This window comes from Guptibacillus hwajinpoensis (genome assembly GCF_020171785.1).
Lineage (GTDB): Bacteria > Bacillota > Bacilli > Bacillales > Guptibacillaceae > Guptibacillus > Guptibacillus sedimenti.
This window is the reverse complement of the sequence record NZ_JAIVAE010000007.1, coordinates 15,863-40,546: the sequence shown is the minus strand read 5'-3', so window position 1 is coordinate 40,546 and position 24,684 is coordinate 15,863. Positions and strand designations below refer to the sequence as shown.

Below are 24,684 nucleotides of genomic sequence, written 5' to 3'. Positions count from 1 at the left end.
CTCTTCCTTTCTTACCCCATCGTTCCCTGCCAGATAAGTCGGACACCGACAATGATTAACATCCATCTTAAAATCACCACGATGGTTTTGTCCGAAAGTTTCTGGTTAATAAACGATCCGCACTTTGCTCCAATCCAGGCCCCTGGAATTAATCCGAGTAGTAAAAACCACTGAATGTTACCAAGCGCTAAATGCGTCAGGGTACCTGTTATACTTGAAAGAAAAATCATAAACATCGAGGTCGCAACCGCAACTGTTGTCGGAAATCCAAATAAGAGAATCATCGCCGGTACCATGAGAGACCCGCCACCTATTCCAAAAAGACCGGAAATGACGCCAACAACGAACGAAACGATCACAGCTGCAAGAGCAGAAAAGGTATAGTTTACTTGTACTCCATCTGAATCCGTATACGAGCGTTGAAATTGCCCATTCAACTTCATCGGACGTAAACGGTTCCTTACCATTAATAATATGGAAACAAGCACCATAAATACCCCAAAATAGATGGAAAAATAATCAACCTGTATAAATTTATTCAGCCACGCCCCAAGAATTGCTCCTGGACCACTGCCTAGAAAAAAAAGAGCGCCACTTTTATAATCCACGCTTTTCTTTTTCATATAGGCGAGGGTAGAAGAAAGTCCGATGGCGACAAGGACAACGATTGAGCTTCCAACTATTTTTTGTGGTGATAAGACTGGAAGCCAATTTGTGTACTGGTCAATAATCAGAAGCACAGGAACGATAATAATCCCCCCGCCAAGACCGACCAGGCTACCAATCGTTCCAGCAGCTAGACCAATGATAAATAACAGTATCCACATTAGCATTGTATAGCTCCTTACAGGTCAAAAAGATCAAGTTGCTTAGGATTTAAATTCGTATACTCAATTCCAAGCATTTGAATCATCCACTTTGCATTATTTGCAGCGTGACCACCTGAGTTATTGTTAAATAGAATAAACACTTCATTGCATTCTTTTTCTAATTCTAGGATTCGCTCTTTCCATTCAAGCAATTCTTCTTCATTATAATCATACAGGTAACGCACTTCTCGCCAGTTATGACGATTCCCTGGATTCGTCCATCCATTCGTATTTCTTCCGTGAAGACGCACAAGAACGTGATCCTTATGTATGGTTTCCATCACTAATGGAACGGATCCTTCTCCTGCCTGAGGTTCATCGCATATGGTATGAATGAATCCTTGCGCTTCTAGAAAGCTCAGTGTTTTCTCACGAAATGCTTCATGATACCAAGACTGATGCCGAAATTCGACAGCACATGGAATGTCTCCCATCCGCTCTTTGCAGTCTCTCAAGATGTTCACATTTTCTTTGTTCACGTCAAACCATGGTGGAAATTGAAATAGCACCATCGCAAGCTTCCCTGCTTTTTGAAGCGGGCGAAGCGATTCCTTATACGCTTGAAACATTTCATCACGCGACTCAAAAGGAATATCTCCTCTTTGATGACCCGTCATTCCCTGATAAGCTTTCACAACAAATTGAAAGCCCTCAGGCGTTTCATCAGCCCATTTTTGAAAGTTTCGAGCCGGTTGCACAGCATAAAAAGACGAATCAACTTCAACAGTAGGAAAGTGTGAACCATATATCGAAAGTTTTTCATTGCTTTTTACACCTGGTGGGTATAGATCATCATGATCGCCCCATCCTGTTACACCTATGTAAATCATGCAATACTTCCTCTCTTCATTGATTCTCTTACTTTATTCTCATATCATTACCCGAAAATAGCAAGGGAAAATCCCCCTCTACTATTTCAAGATAACGTCAATCATGCCCACTTTGAAGCCGATCTAATAGAAAAAACGAACCGGAAAATCCGGTTCGTTGGGAATGGAAGTTTAACCGATTGAACCTTCCATCTCAAATTTAATGAGACGGTTCATTTCAACCGCATATTCCATAGGTAGTTCTTTCGTAAATGGTTCGATGAAGCCCATTACGATCATTTCAGTTGCTTCTTCTTCAGATACACCACGACTCATAAGATAGAAGAGCTGCTCTTCAGAAACCTTCGATACTTTCGCTTCGTGTTCAAGAGAAATGTTATCGTTAAGGATTTCATTGTAAGGAATTGTATCAGAAGTCGACTCGTTATCCATGATAAGCGTATCACACTCAACGTTTGAACGAGCACCTTCCGCTTTGCGGCCAAAGTGAACGATACCACGGTATGTTACTTTACCGCCTTGTTTTGAAATAGATTTCGAAACAATTGTCGAAGAAGTGTTAGGTGCTAAATGAATCATCTTAGCGCCAGCATCCTGGTGCTGTCCTTTACCAGCAAGAGCGATTGAAAGCGTCATACCACGAGCGCCTTCACCCTTTAAGATAACAGCTGGATACTTCATTGTAAGTTTGGAACCAATGTTACCATCGATCCATTCCATCGTAGCATTTTCTTCCGCAACTGCACGCTTCGTAACAAGGTTAAACACGTTGTTAGCCCAGTTCTGAATCGTCGTATAACGGCAGTATGCATCCTTCTTAACAATGATCTCAACTACAGCACTGTGTAGAGAGTTAGTTGTATAAACCGGTGCAGTACAACCTTCAACGTAATGGACAGAAGAACCTTCATCAGCGATGATAAGCGTACGCTCGAACTGACCCATGTTCTCAGAGTTAATTCGGAAGTATGCTTGTAGCGGTGTATCGACTTTCACACCTTTAGGAACGTAGATGAATGAACCGCCTGACCATACAGCAGAGTTAAGAGCTGAGAACTTGTTATCCGTTGGAGGAATTGTTTTCGCGAAGTATTCTTTGAAAAGATCTTCGTTTTCTTTAAGAGCCGTATCGGTATCTTTAAAGACAATCCCCATGTTCTCAAGGTCTTCTTGCATGTTATGGTAAACTACTTCAGATTCGTACTGTGCAGAAACACCCGCAAGGTATTTTTGCTCCGCTTCAGGAATACCAAGCTTATCGAATGTTGCTTTGATTTCTTCTGGTACTTCATCCCATGAACGTTCAGACTTCTCAGAAGGCTTTACATAGTACGTAATTTCATCAAAATCAAGATCAGCAAGGTTTCCACCCCATTGAGGCATTGGCATGCTGTAGAAATGCTCAAGTGATTTCAAGCGGAAATCAAGCATCCACTGAGGTTCATCCTTCATGCGTGAAATTTCTTTCACAATTTCAGGAGTCAGACCGCGCTCTGAGCGGAAAATTGAAACGTCTTTATCACTAAAACCATATTGGTATTCGCCAACTTCAGGCATTTTTTTAGCCATTCTATTTCCCTCCTTGACATTACACATGTCAGTGTTTGGCTGTTGTTCTCTTTCCATCATTCTAGTATGAAAAAGAAGCGGTGACAACACTTGGAAGTGGGTTAAGCTTCATCCTGTTCCTTGAAACCCTTCTCCATTGCCTTCCAAGAGAGTGTTGCACATTTGATTCGAGCCGGGAACTTCGAAACGCCTTGCAGTGCTTCAATGTCGCCAAGATCGAAATTCTCTTCGTCGTACTCTTTTCCCTGCATCATGTCTGAGAAAATCCCCGATAGTTTTAAGGCCTGATCAACTTCAAGTCCTTTGACTGACTGTGTCATCATCGACGCTGATGCCAGGCTTATAGAGCAACCTTCTCCAATAAACTTCGCATCCGAAATCTTCCCATCATCTACTTTCAGCTGAAGCTGAATTGTATCTCCACATGTAGGGTTATTCATATTTATTTTAAGGGCGCCTTCTTCAAGCTCCCCTTTATTTCTTGGATTTTTATAATGATCCATAATGACCTGTCGATACAACTGGTCTAAATTATTAAAAGACATTACCGAAAAACTCCTTTGCTTTTCGTAATCCGGCTACAAACGTATCCACGTCTTCTTCAGTATTGTATAAATAGAAGCTAGCACGCGCAGTAGCCGATACCTCTAGCCACTTCATTAGTGGCTGAGCACAATGGTGTCCAGCGCGGACAGCGATGCCTTCTGTGTCAAGTACGGTGGCCACATCGTGGGGGTGAACTTCATCACTATTAAAAGTGACAACTCCAGCACGTTTTTCAGGTCCGTAAATGGATACGCCTTCGATTGTTGATAACTGCTGCATAGCATATTTTGCAAGATGAGTTTCATGCTGTTGGATGTTGTCCATGCCAATTTCATTTAAGAAATCAATCGCAGTTCCAAGACCAACCGCACCTGCAATGATTGGTGTGCCCCCTTCAAATTTCCAAGGGAGCTCTTTCCACGTCGAATCATACAGACCAACAAAATCAATCATTTCTCCACCGAATTCAAATGGCTCCATGTTTTCAAGGAGCTTTTTCTTCCCGTAGAGGACGCCTATCCCAGTAGGTCCGCACATCTTATGACCAGAAAATGCAAAGAAATCGCAGTCGAGATCCTGAACGTCAATGTTCATATGAGGGGTGCTTTGTGCTCCATCAACAACCATAACTGCACCATTTTGGTGTGCAATGGCAGCAATTTCTTTAATCGGGTTAATTGTTCCGAGTACGTTCGAAACTTGCATAACAGAAACAATTTTCGTGTTTGCTGTTACTGTATTCTCGACGTCTTCCAGCGCAATAGTTCCGTCTGGTTGAAGGGGAATATATTTTAGAGTAGCTCCAGTTGCTTTTACAACCTGTTGCCATGGAATAATGTTGCTGTGATGCTCCATCGCTGTGATGACAACTTCATCACCTTCTTGAAGATTTGCACGTCCATAGCTTGAAGCGACCATATTAAGGGCTGTAGTCGTTCCGCGAGTAAAAATCACTTCTTCTGTGGAAGAAGCATGAATAAATTCACGAACCTTTTCACGTGCGCCTTCATAAGCATCTGTTGCATGTGTTCCAAGCGTATGAACACCACGGTGAACGTTTGAGTTAATTTCCTTGTAGTAACGCTCCACTGCGTCAATGACTTGAGTTGGTTTCTGAGACGTTGCTGCACTATCAAGGTATACAAGAGGTTTCCCATTTACCTCTTGATGTAAAATGGGAAACTGCTTGCGAATGTCCTGGACATTCATCATTTAATTAACTTTCCCTTCAGTAACCTCTACCGCACGTTTACGAACGCCTTCGATCGGAAGTTCGTTAATAACTGGAGCGAGGAAACCGTGGATGATCAAACGTTCCGCTTCTTGACGGGAAATCCCGCGGCTTTGCAAGTAATAAAGCTGAATTGGATCAACTTTACCAACTGATGCAGCGTGGCCTGCCATAACATCATCTTCGTCAATGAGAAGGATTGGATTTGCATCCCCACGCGCTTTCTCGTTCATCATGAGAACACGCTGTGTTTGCTCACCATTTGATTTCTTCGCACCATGTTCAATCTTCGTTACGCCGTTAAAGATCGCGCTCGCACTATCTTTTTGAACACCGTGTACAAGAAGAACACCTTCAGAATTTTGACCATGATGGAAAATCTGATTCGTGAAGTTCTGGCTCTGACTTCCGCGACCAATCGTTACGGTCTTAGAATCAGCATAAGAACCATCACCAATAAGGTGTGTTGTATTTGTGGAAACCGTGTTGCCATCGTTCATTTGAGCAAGAGCCCAGTCAACTTTCCCATCACGTGCCACATTCGCACGACGGTTTACGTAAGTTGTCACACCTTTTGCAAGGTTATCAACAGAACCAAACGTAACGCGGGCATTCTGTCCAACATGAACTTCAGCGATAATATTTGCAACCGACTCTACATCATGTCCATATGATAAGAAGTTCTCCACATATGTGACTGAGCTATTGTCTTCGGCTACGATGATAACGTGGTTGAACAAACCAGCTTCAGGGTCTTCTTGCCAATAAAGAGCTTGAATTGGCACTTCCACTTCTACGTTACGAGGAACATACAAGAAAGTACCACTATTAAGAAGAGCTGCGTGAACGGCAGTTAGACGGTTCTCATCTACCTTCATAACATCTTTCATGAAATACTTCTCAACAAGATCCCCATGATTTTGAAGAGCTGTTTGAATATCTGTGAAAATCACACCTTGTTCTTTTAGCTCATTCGATAGCTGACTAAAAACAGGCGTTGTATTACGATGCACAAGAAGATTTCCTGACTCTTGATCTTTAGCAACAAGATCGCGCACATCTTCAGGAAGATCATCAAGTGATGAAATCGCTTCTCCAGCTACATCATGTTTAAATGAAGTGAAGTTCCACTTATCGATTTTTGTTTTATCAGGCTTTGGCATTGGAAGGTTCTCAGACTTCTCTAATGCCTTCAAACGTAGGGCAGCCATCCATTTCGGTTCCTGACGCTTTTCTGAATAAGCTTTAATGTATTCTTGATCGAATGCAATTTTCGTATCCACTGACATTGTCATCCTCCTTACTGCTTACGCTTCTTGACCAACTGTTTCGTCTTTAATTCCGAGTTCTTCTTTAATCCAATCATAACCTTCTTCTTCAAGACGCTGGGCTAGTTCTGAACCACCAGATTTAACAATACGACCTTGCATCATAACGTGTACTTTGTCAGGTGTAATGTAGTTCAATAGACGCTGATAGTGAGTGATAATTAAGCAACCGAAGCTCTCATTACGCATTGCATTAACACCTTTAGACACAACTTTAAGCGCATCGATATCTAGACCGGAGTCAATTTCATCCAGAACAGCGATCTTTGGTTCAAGCATCATAAGCTGAAGAATTTCGTTACGCTTCTTCTCACCACCAGAGAAACCTTCGTTCAGGTAACGCTGTGCAAATTCTTCACCCATATCAAGTTCAGCCATTTTGCCGTCTAGCTTTTTGATGAATTTCATTAGAGAAATTTCATCGCCTTCTTCACGACGAGCATTGATTGCAGAACGAAGGAAATCAGCGTTTGTTACGCCACTTACCTCACTAGGATATTGCATTGCAAGGAAGAGTCCAGCTTTTGCACGCTCATCAACTTCCATTTCAAGTACATCTTCATTATCAAGGAAGACGCTGCCTTCAGTGATTTCATATTTTGGATGGCCCATAATAGCTGAAGCAAGGGTAGATTTACCTGTACCGTTCGGCCCCATTACTGCGTGGATTTCTCCACCATTTATTTCAAGGTTCAATCCTTTGATAATCTCTTTTCCCTCAATGGAAACATGAAGATTCTCAATCTTTAGAGTTGATGCTGCCATTTGTGAATACCTCCAATAACGTTTATACTATTCCTTCCTTATTGTAGTAACTATAAGGTGTATGTCAAGGAATGTGTGCTGATTCATTCTCAATCTATTTTCATTCTTATTTTATAACAAATCCAAACTAATATCAAGGAACGCAGTGATCATACTTTATAGCGTTCGCTACGAATCGGGTTGCTATTCAAAATGAGAATGAATCGTTGATTTTTTCGTTTCATACCCTTCTAAGCCTACCATTTAATCCATACACCTACAACGAAATCCTCATATAAAAAACCAGTCACATTGGACTGGTTTTCATTATATCTGGTTATTTTGGATGCTGATTCATCTAGATAGTTTACGGTCGAATTCACTAACCATTTTGAGACTCCGACGGTGATCCATCTCACGCTCTTTTTCGACTTGCATACGCTTGTTGAAATTTTGGCTATATTCTGCATAACCTACTCCGTGAGACTGGTACATCGCCTTTTCCATTTCAGGTGTGTGGTTTAACCGCATGGGGCTAATAATGAATCAATCCTTTCAATATCGTTTTACTTACAAGAAATACTTTATCACGTTACATCAATAGTCCACAAACATCATATTAAGGGATGAGAGCGAGTAATGGAGGATGAAGCTTGTTCTGAATAGTTAAAAAACATCAATTCTTATTTTTTCTTCCAAATCCGCCCTCATTCACGCTCGATGCAAAACAGCTTATATATAGGAAGAAACTTGATTGACTTAGTGCTTCGGTTGATTCAAATCTTTTATGCATTCTTGTACAAGTGTAACAGCCTGACTCATGGCAGCTCCACCGCCGAAAGCTGCTGTTACCCCTATCGTTTCAAGAATTTCCTGTTCGGAGCAACCTTGATCAAGGCAACCTTTTGTATGATAAATAATGCAGTATTCATCTTGCGAAAAAATCGAAATCCCAAGCGCAATCATCTGTTTCTCTTTTTGACTAACTTCCCCTTCTTTGAAGCATGCTTCTGTAAATGCCGAATACTTTTTAGCAAGCTGGGGCATCTTCTCGGTAAATGTGCCTAATCCTTCTTTATAATCATGTAATGCCGCTTCTGCGAAATTGTTAAATTCCTGTTCCTGTTTCAAAACACAGGCCTCCTTTTATCTTAATTGTCCATACTAGTATGAGAAGCGGTTAACCATGCTATCCATTCTTTTCTATAGAAATGTTTTTTGTATCGCTTACATGTGATGTATATCACACTAATAACGAACGGGATACGTTATGATGCTTATGAAGACAATATCTACTAGCAGAGGTGAAGATGATGTACGAAGGAAAAACAACACGCGTTGCATTAATTGGAACTGGATTTGTCGGGACAAGCTACGCCTTCTCGTTATTGAATCAAGAATTAGTAAATGAACTTGTATTAATTGATGTAAACAAAGAAAAGGCAGAAGGAGAAGCACGTGATTTAAATCACGGTCTACCTTTTGGCGCTCCTATGAAAATTTGGGCTGGTGACTATCAGGACTGTAAAACCGCTGATATCGTAGTGATCGCTGCAGGTGCAAATCAGGCTCCCGGCGAAACACGCTTAGATCTTATCGATAAAAATACAGCCATTTTTAAAACGATCGTATCAAGTGTAATGGAAAGTGGATTTGATGGGATTTTTATCGTCGCAACGAATCCAGTAGACGTACTTACTTATGCAACATGGAAGTTCTCAGGGTTACCGAAAGAACGCGTCATCGGCTCAGGTACGATTCTTGATACAGCTCGATTCCGTTATTTACTAAGTGATTATTTTAATGTCGATTCTAGAAATGTACATGGTTATATTCTTGGTGAGCACGGCGACACGGAACTTCCAGTCTGGAGTCATGCGTCTATTGGTAGTCGACCAATCATGTCCCTCATTAAAGATAAACCAGAGGCAAAAGAAGACCTTGAGAAACTCTTTGTCAATGTGCGCGATGCCGCTTATCATATTATTAATCGTAAGGGAGCGACATACTACGGCATTGCGATGGGGCTTGTAAGGTTAACGCGAGCGATTATTCGAAATGAAAACTCAATCCTTACTGTGTCTACGCTCCTTGAAGGTGAGTATGGGTTAGATGATTTGTATATCGGCGTACCTGCGATAGTGAACAACAACGGCATACGTGAAATTATTGAACTTGATCTTGATCAAACTGAGCTAGATCAATTGCACCACTCTGCCAAAACGCTAAAAGAAGCAATGAAGCCAGTGTTCCAGCATTAAAAAAAAGGTTCTCTGTCAAATGACGGAGAACCTTTTTTCTTATTCGTCTACTGGTACGACAGCACCATCATATTCTTCTTCAATAAAGCTCTGAATTTCATCAGAATGTAGAACCTCAACTAATGCTTGAATCGCTTCGTTATCTTCATCACCTTTATTGACAGTAATTACGTTCACGTAAGGTGAGTCGGAATCTTCAAGAGCAATGGCATCTTCTTGAGGATTTAGACCCGCATCGATCGCATAGTTTGTATTGATCATAACCGCATCGCCTTCACCTTGCTGGTAGATCTGGGGAAGAAGTGAAGCTTCTACGTCTGTTTTGAAATCAATGTTTTTAGGGTTTTCTGCAATATCTTCTACTGTTGCATCAGAAGCCTTCACGCCTTCTTTTAGTGTGATAAGTCCTTGAGCTTCAAGTAAAGAAAGCATACGTCCATGGTCAGAAACAGAGTTACTCATAATGATCTGAGCACCATCCGGAAGCTCATCTAAGCTCTTATAATCTTGTGAATAAACACCGATTGGCTCAATGTGAATGCCTCCAGCGTTAACAAAATCATAATTATCATTTTCTTCCATTTGCAACTCCATATAAGGAATCGTTTGGAAGTAGTTTGCATCTAATTCACCATTCGCTAGCGTCTTATTCGGTAGAATGTAATCCTGGAACGTTTTAACTTCTAGCTCTACGCCTTTTTCTTCAAGCAACGGCTTTGCTTCTTCAAGAATCTCAGCATGCGGAATGTTTGAAGCACCTACTACGATTTTCTTTGAATCTTCGCCTTCTCCAGATCCTTCACTGTTTCCACCATTGTTGCCACACGCTGCAAGTACTGCAAGAGTCAGTATTGCAAATAGGGATAAAAATTTCTTCATCTTATTCTCTCCTTTTCCTTATCGTTTATCTATTACTCTCGTTGCTAAATCTCCAGCAATCTGAAGTATCGCAACAATAACCAATATTAAAACTGTCGCAACGAGCGTCACGTCAGGATTGTTTCTTTGAAAACCTTCAAGGTAAGCGAGGTTCCCAAGTCCCCCTGCACCAACCACACCAGCCATTGCAGTGTAGCTTACTAGCGCAATCGCCGTTACGGTAATACCCGAAATGAGGGCTGGCATTGCTTCAGGAAGAAGTACTTTAAAGATAATCTCCCCGTTCGAAGCCCCCATTGACTGAGATGCTTCAATCACTCCTTTATTCACTTCCCGAAGAGCAATTTCGACCATTCGCGCATAGAATGGTGCCGCACCTGCAATAAGGGCTGGAAGAGCTGCATTCGCGCCAAGCATCGTTCCAATAATGTAAACAGAAAGCGGAATGAGTAGAATGATTAAAATGATAAACGGGATCGAGCGAAATAAGTTTACGATTCCAGCAATAATGCTATTAACAAACTTGTTCTCCCATATGTTTCCCCTTCCGGTTAGAAACAATAGTAGTCCAAGTAGAATACCGAGAATAAACGTTGCTAGCACGGAAATGGCCGTCATGTAAGCTGTTTGAATAGTCGCTTCCCACATCGATTCCCAGTTCACATTAGGAAATAGTGTTTCAACCATTCGTAATCACCTCCGCTTCTACACCTTGCTCACGAACATACTTCAGTGCACTTTCAATGACAGTCGGTTCACCTTTAATAAAGACAGATAGCTTACCATAAGGACCATCTTGCGTATGAGAGATTTTTCCTTGAATAATGTTTACTTCAATATCAAACTGACGAATTAACTCTGTTACAAGCGGTGACCCCGTTTTACCTTTGAGGAACGTAAATTGAACGAGTTCCCCCTCCTGGCTTGCTGCTAAATGTGCAATCGATTCCTTCATTTCCTCAGGCTCACTTAACTGATTCACGAAATCTTTTGTTATATCTTCTTGCGGATGATGAAAGACTTCAAGTACTGAACCGTTCTCAACTACTCTACCGTTCTCCATCACTGCCACCCGGTGACAAATTTTGCGAATAACGTGCATTTCATGGGTAATCAAGACAATAGTTAAACCAAGTTTTTGGTTAATTTCTGTCAGAAGTTCGAGAATGCTATCCGTTGTTTTAGGATCTAGAGCAGATGTTGCTTCATCACAAAGCAATACCTTAGGGTTATTCGCAAGTGCTCGTGCAATACCAACACGCTGCTTCTGTCCCCCACTTAGCTGTGATGGATAAGCGGCTTCTCGTCCTTCCAGTCCAACAAGCTTAATTAATTCATCGACACGTTTCATTCGTTTCTCTTTGGAAACCCCTGATATTTCGAGTGGAAAAGCGATGTTATCACGTACCGTTCTTGACCAAAGAATATTAAAATGCTGGAAGATCATTCCGATTTCCTGTCTTGCTGCACGTAGATCTTTTCCTTTAAGAGAGGATAAATTATTTCCAGCCACCGTGACCGTACCGTCCGTCGGTCTCTCAAGCAGGTTGAGCATCCGAATTAGCGTACTTTTTCCGGCACCGCTGTATCCAATAACACCGAAGATCTCCCCTTTTTTCACTGAAAGGTTAACATCCTTAACGGCCTCTACCTTTCCAGACTTCGAAAAGAAGGTTTTATTAATGCCTTTAAGCTCAATCACATGTCTCACATCCTTTATGCATTTGCATGTTGTACCAGCTTCCTGAAAAAGGACTTTAGTCCCATGCTTTTATTCTTTACCTTTAAGCACTTAAAAAATGATTTAAAAAATGCCCTTCTACTTTGAGTAGAAAGGCATGTTATCAATCAATGTCTTCCTCTCATTTCTCAAAGCAATCGCTTTGCAGGAATTGGCACCTTTTCAAACGAGTCGTTTGACGGTTGCCGGGCTTCATAGGGCCAGTCCCTCCACCTCTCTGAATAAGAGATTATAAAATTAAAATTACTTTACTGTGGTTAAGTGCTAAATTGAATTCTAGCATGGTACTTTATGAGTGTCAATTACTGAGCAAAAAGTCACAATAATCAAACATATTAACTGTTATTAACCAAGAGAAAACCATCAGCTGATTCGCCTGATGGTTTTTGTTCGCTCAGAAAGTTGTTTGTAAAGAGCTAATTTCTCAAGATCAGCATTTCCTCCACTCACAACAGCCCCAATTTTGCTACCTTCCAACCGGCTTGTTTTACACAAGACAGCAGCGACAGATGCCGCACCAGCGCCTTCAACAAGTGTCTTATGTCTTTCAAGCATAAAGACGATTGCAGCAGCAATTTCTTCTTCAGAAACAGTCATCATATCGTCAACGAGTTCTTCGATAATCGGATACGTTCGTTTTCCTGCTTCCTTCACAGAAATGCCATCGGCTATCGATTTTACTGATTGAAGAACGAGAGGACCAGTACCTTTAAATCGATTCCATGTCGCAGATGCTTCCGACGCCTGGATTCCAATGATTTTGACGTGAGGAAAGAACGACTTAATTGCCAGCGCCATTCCTGCTAATAATCCTCCACCTCCAACGGGGACAAGAATCGTATCTAAGTCAGGACATTGTTGCATCATTTCAAGTGCAACGGTTCCTTGTCCTGCCATAACAATAGGGTCGTCAAACGCATGAACAAATGTTGCCCCTTTTTCAACACGCTCTCGATCCGCTCCACTAAACGCTTCGTTATAGGATTCGCCTTCAAGGACAACCTCTGCGCCATAAGATCGGGTTGCTTCAATTTTACTTTTTGGCGTATGAATCGGCATATAAATCTTTGCTTTGATGCCTCGCTCCTTCGCAGATAGCGCTACTCCCTGAGCATGGTTACCTGCTGAAGCGGCAACGATTCCTCGAGCGGCTTCGATTTCCGTTAATGAGGCAACCTTATTGTAAGCACCGCGTAGTTTAAATGACCCCGTTCGTTGGAGGTTCTCCATCTTTAAGAAGACATCTTTATTTGTAAATCCATTCAGCGTTGTAGATTGCTGAAGCGGTGTACGATGAACCGCCTCCAGCAAATTCTCCATTGCTTCTACGACATGAACGTTATATTTCTCCTGGTAATTCCCAACGTCATTCACTCTCCTACAAGTTGTTTTTCTTCATACAATTTAATCTTTTCTTCAAGGGACAACGTACGAGATACTTCATCCCAACCATTTAACAGCATTTCTTTCCAATAAGGATCAATTTTGAAAGAAGCCTGAATGCTTTCTCCATCACGAACTTCTTGTTTTTGCAGATCGACTTGAAGTTCGTATCCGTCTTTTGCCTTCTGAAAAAGCTCAGTTATAACTTCTTGATCAAGCGCAACAGGAAGGATACCATTTTTTACACAGTTGTTATAAAAAATGTCAGCAAAACTCGTCGCTATGATGACCCGAAAGCCATAATCAAGCAAAGCCCACGGAGCGTGTTCTCTTGAAGACCCACACCCAAAGTTTTTTCCAGCTACGAGAATAGAAGCATTCTGGTATTGCGCTTCATTTAAGCTAAAGTCATCACGAGGCTTTCCATCATCATCAAAACGCCAGTTATAGAAAAGAAATTGACCGAAGCCCTTTCGCTCAATCCTTTTCAAAAACTGCTTTGGAATAATTTGATCGGTATCGACGTTCACTTGTTCAAGGGGATAAACAATCCCTTTGTATTCATTAATCGGTTCCAGGGCGTCTCACTCCTTTTTCACATCACAAGTGGTTTTATTTTTCTAGCATCAGTAAATCGTCCTTCAATAGCTGCAGCTGCAGCCATCGCTGGGCTTACAAGGTGTGTTCGGGAACCGTTGCCCTGGCGACCTTCAAAATTCCGATTAGAGGTCGATGCGCAGCGCTCTCCCGGAGGAACAATATCATCATTCATCGCAAGACACATGCTACATCCTGCTTCTCGCCATTCAAACCCAGCTTCTTGAAATACTTGATCTAGACCTTCCGCTTCAGCAGCGTCCTTGACCGACTTAGAACCAGGTACAACTAGCGCTGTAACACTTTCATGGACTTTTCGCCCGCGAACAATTTCAGCCGCAGCTCGCAAATCACTTAATCGTGAATTCGTACATGATCCGATAAAGACATATTGTATCGCAATGTTTTGAATCTGCGTACCCGGTTTAAGATCCATATAAGCAAGGGCTTGTTTGATTGCTTTTTGGTCACCTGGATCTTCGTAATCTTCAGGGAAAGGGACTCGAGCGTAGACAGAAGAGCCCATGGAAGGATTCGTTCCCCACGTCACTTGTGGCTCAATTTCTTCAGCGCCAATTTCAAGCACTTCATCATACGTTGCACCTGGATCAGTTGCAAGCTCTTTCCACTCAGCGACTGCTTCATTGAACGCTTCGTTTGCTGGAACATGTCTCTTCCCTTTTAAATAGGAAAAAGTCGTTTCATCAGGACTAATAAGTCCCGCTTTTGCACCAGCTTCAATGGACATATTGCAAACGGTCATCCGCTCTTCCATTGACATGTTACGAATCGCTTCACCCGTATACTCAACAACTGCTCCCGTCCCTGCATTCACGCCAAACTTGGCAATAACGGCAAGAATTAAGTCTTTAGCTGTTACTCCAGCACCAAGACGTCCGTTCACGCGTATTTCAATGGTTTTCGGACGCGATTGCCAGAGCGTTTGTGTTGAAAGAACATGCTCTACTTCGCTCGTTCCGATTCCAAAGGCTAGAGCACCAAACGCACCATGTGTTGAAGTATGGCTATCTCCACAAACAATTGTTTTTCCTGGCTGAGTTAACCCAAGCTCAGGACCGATGACGTGCACAATTCCCTGATCTGGATGATTTATATCTGCAATTTCCACACCGAACTCGTTACAATTCTCTTCTAGCTTCTCCATTTGCACCTTAGATACTGGGTCATTAATGATGTGGCGTGCAATCGTAGGCACGTTATGATCCATCGTAGCAAAGGTTAAATCCGGTCTTCTGACACGTCTATTGTTCATCCGCAAACCTTCAAAGGCCTGCGGAGAAGTGACTTCATGTACAAGATGTAAATCTATATACAGGAGATCCGGGCTACCCTCTTCTTCATGTACAACATGTTTATCCCAAATTTTCTCAATAATTGTTTTTGGCTCCACACTGATCCCCCTTTACCTATTTGTCATTAAGCGTATGCTTCCATGATACCTGCTGTAGCACCGGCTTCTTCTAATTGATAAATCACTTTCTTAATCATTGCATCTGTTCCAAGTGCTTTTGTTGAGTTACTTGTTAAATCACTCGTGTAGTAGCCGGCATCAAGCACTTCTTTCACGGCCTTTTCAATCGCATCGGCTTCTTCATTCATATCAAAGGAATATTTGAGCATCATCGCTCCCGAAAGCATCATCGCAAGTGGATTCGCAATGTTCTTTCCTGCGATATCTGGTGCTGAACCATGAACAGGCTCATACATGCCAAATCCATCACTTCGAAGACTTGCGGATGGTAGCATACCAAGTGATCCTGTAATCATGGATGCTTCATCGCTTAAAATATCGCCAAATAGATTTTCAGTTACAATCACATCAAAATGAGCCGGATTTTGAACCATCTTCATTGCAGCTGCATCAACCAGCATATGTTCCACCTCAATGTCCGGATAAGCAAGTGCTTTCTCTTCCACAACTTCTCTCCACATTCGGCTTGATTCGAGAACGTTCGCTTTATCGACGCTTGTTAGCTTCTTATTTCGCTTCCGTGCTGCTTCAAATCCTTGATCAACAATTCGCTCAATTTCATTCCTTGTATAATGAAGCGTATCGACAACTTCTTCCCCGTTGTTGCGACGCTCGCTTGGCGTTCCAAAATACAAGCCACCTGTTAGTTCACGAACAATTAGCATATCCACGCCTTTGATTCGATCGGGTTTAAGAGGAGAAGCATCAATTAAACTTTCAAATGCCGTTACAGGACGAAGGTTTGCAAACAAGCCTAGCTCTTTACGAATTCCAAGAAGACCTCGTTCAGGACGAAGATGACCGGGAAGGTTTTCCCATTTCGGGCCACCGACTGCACCAAGAAGAACTGCATCACTTTTCTTACAGATGTTTAAAGTTTCTTCGGGTAAAGGCATCCCCTCTTGATCAATAGCCGCCCCTCCGATTCTTGCAAAGTGAAATTCAAACGTATGGCCAAATCGATCTGCCACGGCATTCAGAACTTTCATCGTTCCTTCCATTACTTCTTTGCCAATGCCGTCACCTGGTAATACCGCAACTTTTCTCTTCATCCTTCTAACCTCCCTGTTAGACGTGCGCTTGTTTTTTAACTTGATAGCTTTCTCGAGCAAGAACGCGATTCACTGCGTTTAAGTAAGCAATTGCTGAGGACTCTAGAACATCTTGAGCAGTGCCTCGACCATTCGACTCAATTCCGTTGTACATCACACGAACATGAACTTCAGCAAGAGCATCTCTGCCACCACCAACCGAATTAATCCGATAATCTTGAAGTTGAAGCGTGCCTGGGATCATTTCTTCAAGCGTGTTGTAAATAGCTTCCACACTACCAGAACCCGTTCCAGCTTGCTGAATCATCGTTCCATCCGGCTTCTCGATTGAAATCGTAGCTGTCGGAATATTTGCTGTCCCATATTGAACTTGAATGCTATGAATCTCATATTTATCAACAAATTCATCTGTTTGAATATCTGTTAATAGTGCGAATAGATCGTCTTCTGTTACTTGCTTTTTCTTATCAGCCAAGTCTTTAAAATCAGCAAATGCTTCATTAATCTTTGCTTCATCTAGTTCAAAACCGAGTTCTTTCACCTTATCTCTGAAGGCATGTCGACCAGAATGTTTTCCAAGAACGAGACTGTTAGACTGAACTCCGATCAGCTGTGGACTAATAATTTCATAAGTCGTTTTCTCTTTTAATACACCATCCTGGTGAATACCTGATTCATGAGCAAATGCATTGGCACCAACAACCGCTTTATTGCCTGGCACTGCCATGCCAGTAAGTTTGCTGACAAGGTTACTTGTGCGCTTGATTTCATCTAGTTTCAATCCAGTTTCTGCCTGATAAAAGTCATTCCGGATTCGAAGTGCAACAGCTACTTCCTCAATAGCGGCATTACCTGCCCGCTCTCCAATACCATTAATCGTTCCTTCTATTTGAGTTGCTCCACATTCAATTGCAGCTAAGGAATTTGCTACCGCCATGCCAAGGTCGTTATGACAATGAGCAGATAAATCAACACCTTCAATGTTCGGAACATTGTTTCGCAAATATGTGAAAAGCTCCCCATACTCCTGTGGACTTCTATAGCCGACTGTGTCTGGGATATTAATGACAGATGCACCAGCATCGATAACTTCTTTAATAATTCTGGCTAGAAAAGTTCGATCAGATCGACAAGCATCTTCAGCCGACCACTGCACTTTCGGAAAGAATTTCTTCGCGTATTTTACTGCACCAACAGCCGTTTCTACAACTTCTTCCGGTGTCTTCTTCAGCTTATGAGTCATATGAATAGGGGAAGTGGCTAGAAAAACATGAAGTCTTGGATCGGCACCACCTTTAAGGGCTTCCCAGGCTGCATCAATGTCTTTCATGTTTGCTCTCGCAAGACCTGTTACGGAAACATTTCTTACCGTATCAGCAATGTTTTTCACACCTTGAAAGTCACCTTTGGAAGCAGCAGGAAAGCCTGCTTCCATGATGTCTACCCCCAGACGCTCAAGTTGCTTTGCGATTTCCAGTTTTTCTAATGCATTCAGATTGACTCCGGCTGACTGTTCTCCGTCACGAAGCGTTGTATCGAATACATTAATCTTTTGCACTGGTAACCACTTCCTTCTTTGATTTTGGTTTCACAAATGGCATCATCGCACGAAGCTCTTTTCCTACTTGTTCGATTGGATGATCCTTCTCTTTCTCGTTAATCGCGTGGAATTCTGGACGATTTAGTTTATTTTCTAGAATCCAGCCCTTAGCAAATTTACCTGTCTGGATATCTTCAAGGATATCTTTCATGCGTGCTTTTGTATCAGCATCAACGACACGAGGACCTGATACAAAGTCACCCCACTGAGCTGTATCAGAGATGGAATAACGCATTCCAGCAATACCATCTTCATACATCAAATCAACAATAAGCTTTAGTTCGTGCAAACATTCAAAGTACGCCACTTCCGGTTGATAGCCAGCTTCTGTCAATGTTTCGAATCCAGCCTTCACAAGTGAAGACAATCCGCCACAAAGAACGGCCTGTTCACCGAAGAGATCTGTTTCGGTTTCTTCTTTAAAGGATGTTTCAAGAACACCTGCACGAGCACCGCCAATTCCTTTTGCGTAAGCAAGAGCTAGTTCTTTTGCGTCACCAGATACGTCCTGATATACACCAAATAGAGCCGGAACGCCTGCACCATCTTCAAATGTTCTTCTTACAAGGTGTCCTGGTCCTTTAGGAGCAACAAGGAAAACATCGACATCGGATGGAGGAACAACCTGGTTGAAATGAACGTTAAAGCCATGAGCAAAAACAAGTGCATTACCAGCACGAAGACCCGGCTCGATTTCCTCTTTGTATACTTCCGGCTGATACTCATCTGGAAGAAGAATCATGATAACATCAGCTTCATCACTTGCGTCTTTTACTGTTTTTACTGCAAACCCATCTTCTTCTGCTTGATTCCATGAGCGTCCTTTTCTAAGGCCTACCGTTACATCAAAGCCGCTTTCACGAAGATTTAAAGCATGAGCGTGACCTTGAGAACCATACCCAATTACCGCGATTTTTTTCCCTTTTAGCGTTTCCTCGTTGATATCACCGTTATAATATACTTTTGCCATTTTCATTCATCCCTTCATCATTTAGGTTTATTTTTTTAATTTAAGATGGAATACTGCTTCAAATCTGTTACGGATTTTTGGCTTCCTCGAGGGAACGCTGTGATCCCCGTTCGAACCATTTCCTTAATGCCATATGGCCTGAGAAGATCTAAAATCGCTTCAATCTTATCGGAATTACCTGTTACCTGAACCGTGATGCTTTCACGACTTACATCAATAATGGAAGCCCGAAACGGTTCAATTATGCCGGAAATTTCACTTCGTATTTGAGCATTACTTATGACCTTAATTAAGGCTAACTCCCGGACCACAATCGCCTGGTCCGTTATATCAGTTACTTTCAACACATCGACTTGCTTATTGAGTTGCTTGATGAGCTGCTCAATTTTGGCATTGTCATCAACATTAACGACAAAGGTCATTTTTGAAACTCCTTCTTTTTCGGTATGACCAACCGTGATGCTTTCAATGTTAAATTGCCGTTTTGTCATGAGGCCTGTGATGCGATTTAGCACCCCACTTTGGTTAATGACCGTTGCGGTTACGATTCGTTTCATGGTTTCACCCCAATCATCTGATGCAGCCCTTTACCAGGGGCAATCATTGGATAGACATTTTCCTTTCCACTTACGCGACAATCGATTAAGACCGGCTCGCGGTGAGAAAAAGCTTCTTCAAAAACAGCTTTCGCTTCTTCTTCATTTGTAACTTTAAATGATTTAATTCCATACGCCTCACCTAGCTTTACAAAGTCAGGCTGTACAGGGATTAGTGACTGGGAATAGCGTTCCTCGTAGAAAGCTTCCTGCCACTGTCTCACCATTCCAAGCGTCTGGTTATTCATAATGACAACTTTTACAGGAAGATTAAGTTCTTGAAGCGTGGAAAGCTCCTGTAACGTCATTTGGAATCCTCCATCACCTGTTAGTGAAACAACCGTTTGTTCTGGAAAAGCAAGCTGGGCTCCTATAGCGGAAGGGAAGCCAAATCCCATTGTGCCAAGTCCTCCAGATGTTACCCATCGATTTGCATCCGCAAATGCATAATATTGGGCTGCCCACATCTGATGCTGACCAACATCGGTCGTAATAATCGCATCACCCTTCGTATATTCGTGTACGAGTTCTACGACGCGCTGTGGGAGAAATTCAGTAGTTGATACTTTCTTCCAAAGCGGAAAATCTTCACTATTTTGTGTTAGCTTCTTACGCCATTCCTCTGTATCAGGAAGAGGGGATTCAATCTCTAGAAGCTTCTTCAATGCCTCTCTAGCATCAGATACGATTGGAATTTGCGTCGGAACGTTTTTCCCGATTTCGGCAGGATCAACGTCGATATGAGCCACCGTTGCATGAATAGCAAAGTGCTCAAGGTTACCAGTTAATCGATCGTCAAACCGTGCCCCAATACTAATTAACAAGTCACATTCATATAGAGCCATGTTCGCTGTGTACGTTCCATGCATGCCTCCCATCCCTAGGAATAGGGGATGATTGCCAGGATAACTTCCAAGGCCAAGCAATGTATTAATCACCGGAATGCGATGTTTCTCAGAAAAAGCAACGAGTTCTTTACCCGCATTCGCATGAAGGACACCTGCTCCGGCTAAGATCACCGGCTTCTTTGCAGCTCCAACCGCATCTGCTAGTTTCTTAATTTGCAAAATGTTAGGCGAAAAGGTTGGCTGATAGCCTGGTAAATGGATAGTAGAATCATAGTCGGGTGAAATGGTTTTGTTCGCCACATCCTTAGGGATATCAACGAGAACGGGACCGGGACGCCCCGTTGTTGCAATATGGAACGCTTCTTTAATAATTCTTGGTAGGTCCTGAACATCACGCACCTGATAATTATGTTTGGTGATGGGTGCCGTGATCCCCATAATATCCGCTTCTTGAAAAGCGTCTGTTCCGATTACCGTACTGGCCACCTGACCTGTGAAGATTACAAGTGGCAGGGAATCCATCATTGCATCGGTAATTCCTGTTACGAGATTGGTCGCACCCGGTCCTGAAGTAGCAATGACAACGCCCGGCTTTCCGCTCACTCTTGCGTATCCTTCAGCTGCATGAATTGAGCCCTGTTCATGCTTTGAAAGAATGTGCTTAATCGGTGATCGATATAATGCATCATAGATTGGAAGTACTGCTCCTCCTGGATACCCGAAGAGAACGTCAACATTTTCTTTTTTTAAAGAATGGATTAATACATCTGCCCCGGTCATTTCCGCTGTTACCGCTTCGGCTTCTGGTTTTGCCTTCGCCCGCATATTCATACCCTCCAATGCTTATTTGCCCGCTTCCGTCTTAACGTTGAAGCGTTACTAACTATTAATAAAAAAAAGCCTTCTCATCCCTACGCCGCTTTTTACGGTCCATAGGGGCGAAAAGACTTCACGGTACCACCCTACTTTTACGACAATAAACTGCCGCCTTATGAGCAAATTGCTCGTTTTGATAACAAGTGTTTAAAGAACACTTGGTTGATCCTATGTTACTTAGTTCAGATCAACACTCGGAGGGGATGTCGATACAGGGGGTAATACCGGCTTCCACCACTACCGGCTCTCTGGTTAATACCAATTCCTGTTTCTTTTGCCTCGTCATCGATTATAAATATTTACTTTTTTAACCTGCCTGCACATCACGTTTTGAAGGATAAACAGTGACACCATCCACTGTAACAATATCTCTAAATGCTTCAAGAAGGTCATTTGTCGTCTTACCTGGCTTCCCTTTTCCAATCTCACGACCGTCTACTTTCACAACGGCTATGACTTCAGCAGCCGTTCCAGTTAAAAAGACTTCATCTGCAACATAGACGTCGTGACGCGTAAATGTTTCTTCGCGCATGTCATACCCTTTTTGTCTGGCGAGTTCCATAATGGCATTTCGCGTAATGCCTTCTAGCGCACCGACATAGCCGGGCGGTGTTTTAATGACGTTACCTTTCACGATAAATATATTATCAGCCGAACCTTCAGCGACATATCCCTGATCATTTAACATCAGTGCTTCACTGACACCAGCTAAATTGGCTTCAATTTTGACAAGAATATTATTTAAGTAGTTTAATGATTTCACCTTAGGACTCAATACGTCCGAGCGGTTCCGTCTGCTTGCTACCGTGACAATTTCAATTCCTGTTTCATATAATCGCTTAGGGAACAAGGCCAGTGATTCTGCAATAACGATCACTTGTGGTTCCTTACATGTGAATGGATCGAGCCCTAGATTCCCTACACCGCGAGATACAACGATGCGAATATAGGCATCTTGAAGGTTATTTTTTTTCAGCGTCTGCACAATAATGTCAGTCATTTCCTCCATCGTGTGCGTTATTTTTAGCATAATTGAATGAGCTGAATCATAGAGGCGCTGCAGATGATGTTCTAATCTGAAGACATTCCCATCATACATGCGAATTCCTTCGAACACCCCGTCGCCATAGAGGAAGCCATGATCGTACACCGATACTTTGGCATCTTCTTTTTTCACAAATTCTCCGTTAAGGTAGATCCACTGTTCACTCACCTTGTTCACTCCTTTCTATGTGTTAATTAGACGCAGTAAAGCGTTAGTGTCTAATGATAGGACCAATCATTTTTCAAGGGCCCTGTTGTCGTTTTGTTTGATTTATTAGAATACTTCGTTTGTTTAATTGAGGATTATATTACGCCGGTTTGGACGTAAGGTCAACACCTAAAAGCTAAGTTTTTTGATAATTATGATATATCAGTTTATTTGTAAACGCTTACAATCCTGTCGTGCGTGAGATTTGGTCACACGAAATTTTTTATTGTAAAATTAATAAAAGCGCTTACATGATGTTAATCACTTAAACTAGGGTTACGTTGGTGAACGTCATCCCTTTCTCAGTTAAGTGAAAAACCTCCTTTACAACTGCTAATCCTCAACTTTTATCTAGCTTACGACCATAGACAGCTACCATTGCATAATTATTTAACTCATCTTGTTTTTCTACTTATAACCACTGCACTTGAAAGATGCCAAAGTAATCGATTTTATACTTCCTCCATTGAAAATAGGGGTTTGATTCTAGCTTACTCAACAATCGATCTTCATAGAAACCTTGCGTATTTTGTTCATTTATACAAAAGCATATTTATCAAATTCTATTATTAAAGTTGCATCCTTAATAGCGTGCATTATCTTTAAAGATAATATTGAACATTTACAGATGTCGTGTCATAGGCAAACTTTATTTGAACAAAAATAGAAAACATGCAAAAACCCTCTTCTCAATGAGAAAAGGGCTTTCCACTAATATTTCTTAAACGCTAGCTTCCACTTTTGCTTTTGCGATCGCTTGATCTAAATCATCAATTAAATCATCAATGTGCTCAATTCCGACAGAGAGTCGAATCAGATCGTCTCTTACACCAGATGCCACTAGTTCATCAGCACTTAGTTGCTGATGAGTGGTACTTGCTGGATGGATAATTAAGCTTTTCGCATCCCCAACATTTGCAACGTGAGACCAGAGATCAACAGCATTGATAATCCCTGCACCTGTTTCACGACCTCCTTTAATGCCGAATACAACGACAGCCCCGGCGCCTTTCGGAAGATATTTGTGAACAAGTTGATGTGAAGGATGGTCCTCTTCCTCAGGATAGCTCACCCATTCAACGGACGGATTGTCTTTCAAATAAGAGACTAGCTTTCGCGTGTTAGCAATGTGCTCTTTCATGCGAACATGCAGCGTTTCAACGCCAAGAGCTATTTGAAAAGCGTTAAATGGACTAAGCGCAGCACCCGTATCTCTTAGGAGCTGCACTCTTGCTTTAACAATGTACGCAGCTTCTGGGAGGGCTTCAGCAAAAACGATGCCGTGATACGTATGATCTGGCTCTGTGAATCCAGGAAATTTAGGGGAGTTCCAATCGAACTTTCCTCCATCCACAATGATGCCTCCCATCGTTGAGCCATTTCCACCAAGCCACTTTGTCGCTGAATGAACGACGATATCTGCTCCGTGTTCAATTGGTCGGCATAGATAAGGTGTTGCAAAGGTATTGTCAATAATTAGTGGTATGCCCGCATCATGTGCAATTTCAGCTACTTTTTCGATATTCAATACGTGAAGACCAGGATTTCCAATCGTTTCAGCAAAAATGGCTTTCGTGTTTGGTGTAATGGCTTGCCTAAAGGATTCCACATTTTCCGGGTCAACAAAGTTGGTTTTTATCCCGTATTTCGGAAGTGTAGCTGAAAAGAGATTGTACGTTCCACCGTATAAAGTTGATGCTGAAACAATTTCATCTCCGCTATTTGCAACATTTAATATCGCCGTAGTAATGGCTGCCATACCACTTGCTAGTGCAAGCGCTCCAACACCACCTTCAAGCTGAGCAATTCGTTCTTCAAGCGCTCCGACAGTTGGATTTCCAATCCTTGAATAGATAAACCCTTCTTCTTTTAATGCAAATAAATCAGCGGCGTGGTCAGTATTGTCAAATCGATAAGCATTGGATTGATAGATTGGTAGTGCTCTAGCTCCCGTAGCAGGATCTGCTTGTAACCCTCCATGAATGCCAATCGTTTCTAAATGATATTTTTTATCTGCCAT

22 protein-coding genes and 1 riboswitch are annotated in these 24,684 nt (G+C 42.1%); of the genes, 1 reads left to right on the top strand and 21 read right to left on the bottom strand.

Translation table 11 applies throughout. From position 1 onward, the window contains the following. Nucleotides 1-11: 11 nt before the first annotated feature. The 8 genes from LCL91_RS11145 to LCL91_RS11110 all read right to left on the bottom strand — a co-directional run bounded on the left by LCL91_RS11145 (nt 12) and on the right by LCL91_RS11110 (nt 8,248). A complete protein-coding gene (locus LCL91_RS11145; protein WP_224882420.1) occupies nt 12-833 on the bottom strand; it encodes a sulfite exporter TauE/SafE family protein in 822 nt (273 codons plus the stop codon). Between the two features lie 11 nt (nt 834-844). Then, entirely contained in the window at nt 845-1,699 is an 855-nt protein-coding gene (locus LCL91_RS11140) for a DUF72 domain-containing protein (protein WP_224882419.1), read from the bottom strand. 171 nt (nt 1,700-1,870) lie between these two features. Next, nucleotides 1,871-3,268, bottom strand: coding sequence for a Fe-S cluster assembly protein SufB (gene sufB, locus LCL91_RS11135; protein ID WP_194218983.1), 1,398 nt, complete (start codon nt 3,266-3,268; stop codon nt 1,871-1,873). A gap of 101 nt (nt 3,269-3,369) precedes the next feature. Then, the gene (gene sufU / locus LCL91_RS11130; protein ID WP_224882418.1) at nt 3,370-3,813 is read right to left on the bottom strand and encodes a Fe-S cluster assembly sulfur transfer protein SufU; all 444 of its coding nucleotides are present in this window, start codon (nt 3,811-3,813) and stop codon (nt 3,370-3,372) included. Continuing rightward, nucleotides 3,803-5,023, bottom strand: a complete 1,221-nt coding sequence (locus tag LCL91_RS11125) for a cysteine desulfurase (protein ID WP_224882746.1) — start codon at nt 5,021-5,023, stop codon at nt 3,803-3,805. The genes sufU and LCL91_RS11125 overlap by 11 nt, the downstream gene beginning before the upstream one ends. A 3-nt stretch (nt 5,024-5,026) precedes the next feature. Beyond that, entirely contained in the window at nt 5,027-6,334 is a 1,308-nt protein-coding gene (sufD, locus tag LCL91_RS11120) for a Fe-S cluster assembly protein SufD (RefSeq protein WP_098444857.1), read from the bottom strand. 18 nt (nt 6,335-6,352) lie between these two features. Next, nucleotides 6,353-7,138: a Fe-S cluster assembly ATPase SufC gene (gene sufC, locus LCL91_RS11115; protein ID WP_224882417.1), complete on the bottom strand. Its 786-nt coding sequence runs from the start codon at nt 7,136-7,138 to the stop codon at nt 6,353-6,355. A 738-nt stretch (nt 7,139-7,876) separates the two neighbouring features. Continuing rightward, the gene (locus LCL91_RS11110; protein ID WP_224882416.1) at nt 7,877-8,248 is read right to left on the bottom strand and encodes a carboxymuconolactone decarboxylase family protein; all 372 of its coding nucleotides are present in this window, start codon (nt 8,246-8,248) and stop codon (nt 7,877-7,879) included. Between the two features lie 179 nt (nt 8,249-8,427). Here LCL91_RS11110 and LCL91_RS11105 point away from each other — a divergent pair, with 179 nt between their 5' ends. Continuing rightward, nucleotides 8,428-9,378, top strand: coding sequence for an L-lactate dehydrogenase (locus tag LCL91_RS11105; protein ID WP_224882415.1), 951 nt, complete (start codon nt 8,428-8,430; stop codon nt 9,376-9,378). A 39-nt stretch (nt 9,379-9,417) separates the two neighbouring features. Here LCL91_RS11105 and LCL91_RS11100 read toward each other — a convergent pair whose 3' ends face one another. From LCL91_RS11100 to LCL91_RS11040, 13 genes are all read right to left on the bottom strand, one after another. Continuing rightward, entirely contained in the window at nt 9,418-10,257 is an 840-nt protein-coding gene (locus LCL91_RS11100; protein WP_224882414.1) for a MetQ/NlpA family ABC transporter substrate-binding protein, read from the bottom strand. Nucleotides 10,258-10,275: 18 nt separating this feature from the next. Then, nucleotides 10,276-10,944, bottom strand: a complete 669-nt coding sequence (locus LCL91_RS11095; RefSeq protein WP_224882412.1) for a methionine ABC transporter permease — start codon at nt 10,942-10,944, stop codon at nt 10,276-10,278. Then, a complete protein-coding gene (locus tag LCL91_RS11090; protein ID WP_224882409.1) occupies nt 10,937-11,959 on the bottom strand; it encodes a methionine ABC transporter ATP-binding protein in 1,023 nt (340 codons plus the stop codon). Before LCL91_RS11090 ends, LCL91_RS11095 begins: the two co-directional genes overlap by 8 nt. 157 nt (nt 11,960-12,116) lie before the next feature. Further along, a riboswitch (SAM riboswitch) is annotated at nt 12,117-12,226 on the bottom strand. Nucleotides 12,227-12,361: 135 nt separating this feature from the next. After that, on the bottom strand, nt 12,362-13,372 hold the full coding sequence (gene ilvA, locus LCL91_RS11085) for a threonine ammonia-lyase (RefSeq protein ID WP_224882407.1): 1,011 nt from the start codon (nt 13,370-13,372) through the stop codon (nt 12,362-12,364). Next, on the bottom strand, nt 13,369-13,959 hold the full coding sequence (gene leuD / locus LCL91_RS11080) for a 3-isopropylmalate dehydratase small subunit (RefSeq protein WP_224882744.1): 591 nt from the start codon (nt 13,957-13,959) through the stop codon (nt 13,369-13,371). Before leuD ends, ilvA begins: the two co-directional genes overlap by 4 nt. Before the next feature lie 17 nt (nt 13,960-13,976). Beyond that, complete coding sequence (gene leuC / locus LCL91_RS11075) at nt 13,977-15,389, bottom strand: 3-isopropylmalate dehydratase large subunit (protein WP_224882405.1); 1,413 nt, start codon at nt 15,387-15,389, stop codon at nt 13,977-13,979. Between the two features lie 26 nt (nt 15,390-15,415). Then, nucleotides 15,416-16,522 (bottom strand): 3-isopropylmalate dehydrogenase, encoded by a 1,107-nt coding sequence (gene leuB, locus LCL91_RS11070; protein ID WP_224882403.1) that lies wholly within the window; start codon nt 16,520-16,522, stop codon nt 15,416-15,418. A 16-nt stretch (nt 16,523-16,538) separates the two neighbouring features. Next, the gene (locus tag LCL91_RS11065; RefSeq protein WP_224882402.1) at nt 16,539-18,080 is read right to left on the bottom strand and encodes a 2-isopropylmalate synthase; all 1,542 of its coding nucleotides are present in this window, start codon (nt 18,078-18,080) and stop codon (nt 16,539-16,541) included. After that, complete coding sequence (ilvC, locus tag LCL91_RS11060) at nt 18,067-19,092, bottom strand: ketol-acid reductoisomerase (protein ID WP_224882401.1); 1,026 nt, start codon at nt 19,090-19,092, stop codon at nt 18,067-18,069. Before ilvC ends, LCL91_RS11065 begins: the two co-directional genes overlap by 14 nt. A gap of 35 nt (nt 19,093-19,127) precedes the next feature. Continuing rightward, nucleotides 19,128-19,649: an acetolactate synthase small subunit gene (gene ilvN / locus LCL91_RS11055; protein ID WP_098444868.1), complete on the bottom strand. Its 522-nt coding sequence runs from the start codon at nt 19,647-19,649 to the stop codon at nt 19,128-19,130. Next, nucleotides 19,646-21,361 carry an acetolactate synthase large subunit gene (ilvB, locus tag LCL91_RS11050; RefSeq protein ID WP_224882400.1) on the bottom strand — a complete coding sequence of 572 codons (1,716 nt, stop codon included), beginning with the start codon at nt 21,359-21,361 and terminating at the stop codon, nt 19,646-19,648. Before ilvB ends, ilvN begins: the two co-directional genes overlap by 4 nt. 358 nt (nt 21,362-21,719) lie before the next feature. Next, entirely contained in the window at nt 21,720-22,625 is a 906-nt protein-coding gene (gene ilvE, locus LCL91_RS11045) for a branched-chain-amino-acid transaminase (protein WP_224882399.1), read from the bottom strand. Between the two features lie 760 nt (nt 22,626-23,385). After that, nucleotides 23,386-24,684, bottom strand: coding sequence for an O-acetylhomoserine aminocarboxypropyltransferase/cysteine synthase family protein (locus LCL91_RS11040; protein ID WP_224882396.1), 1,299 nt, complete (start codon nt 24,682-24,684; stop codon nt 23,386-23,388).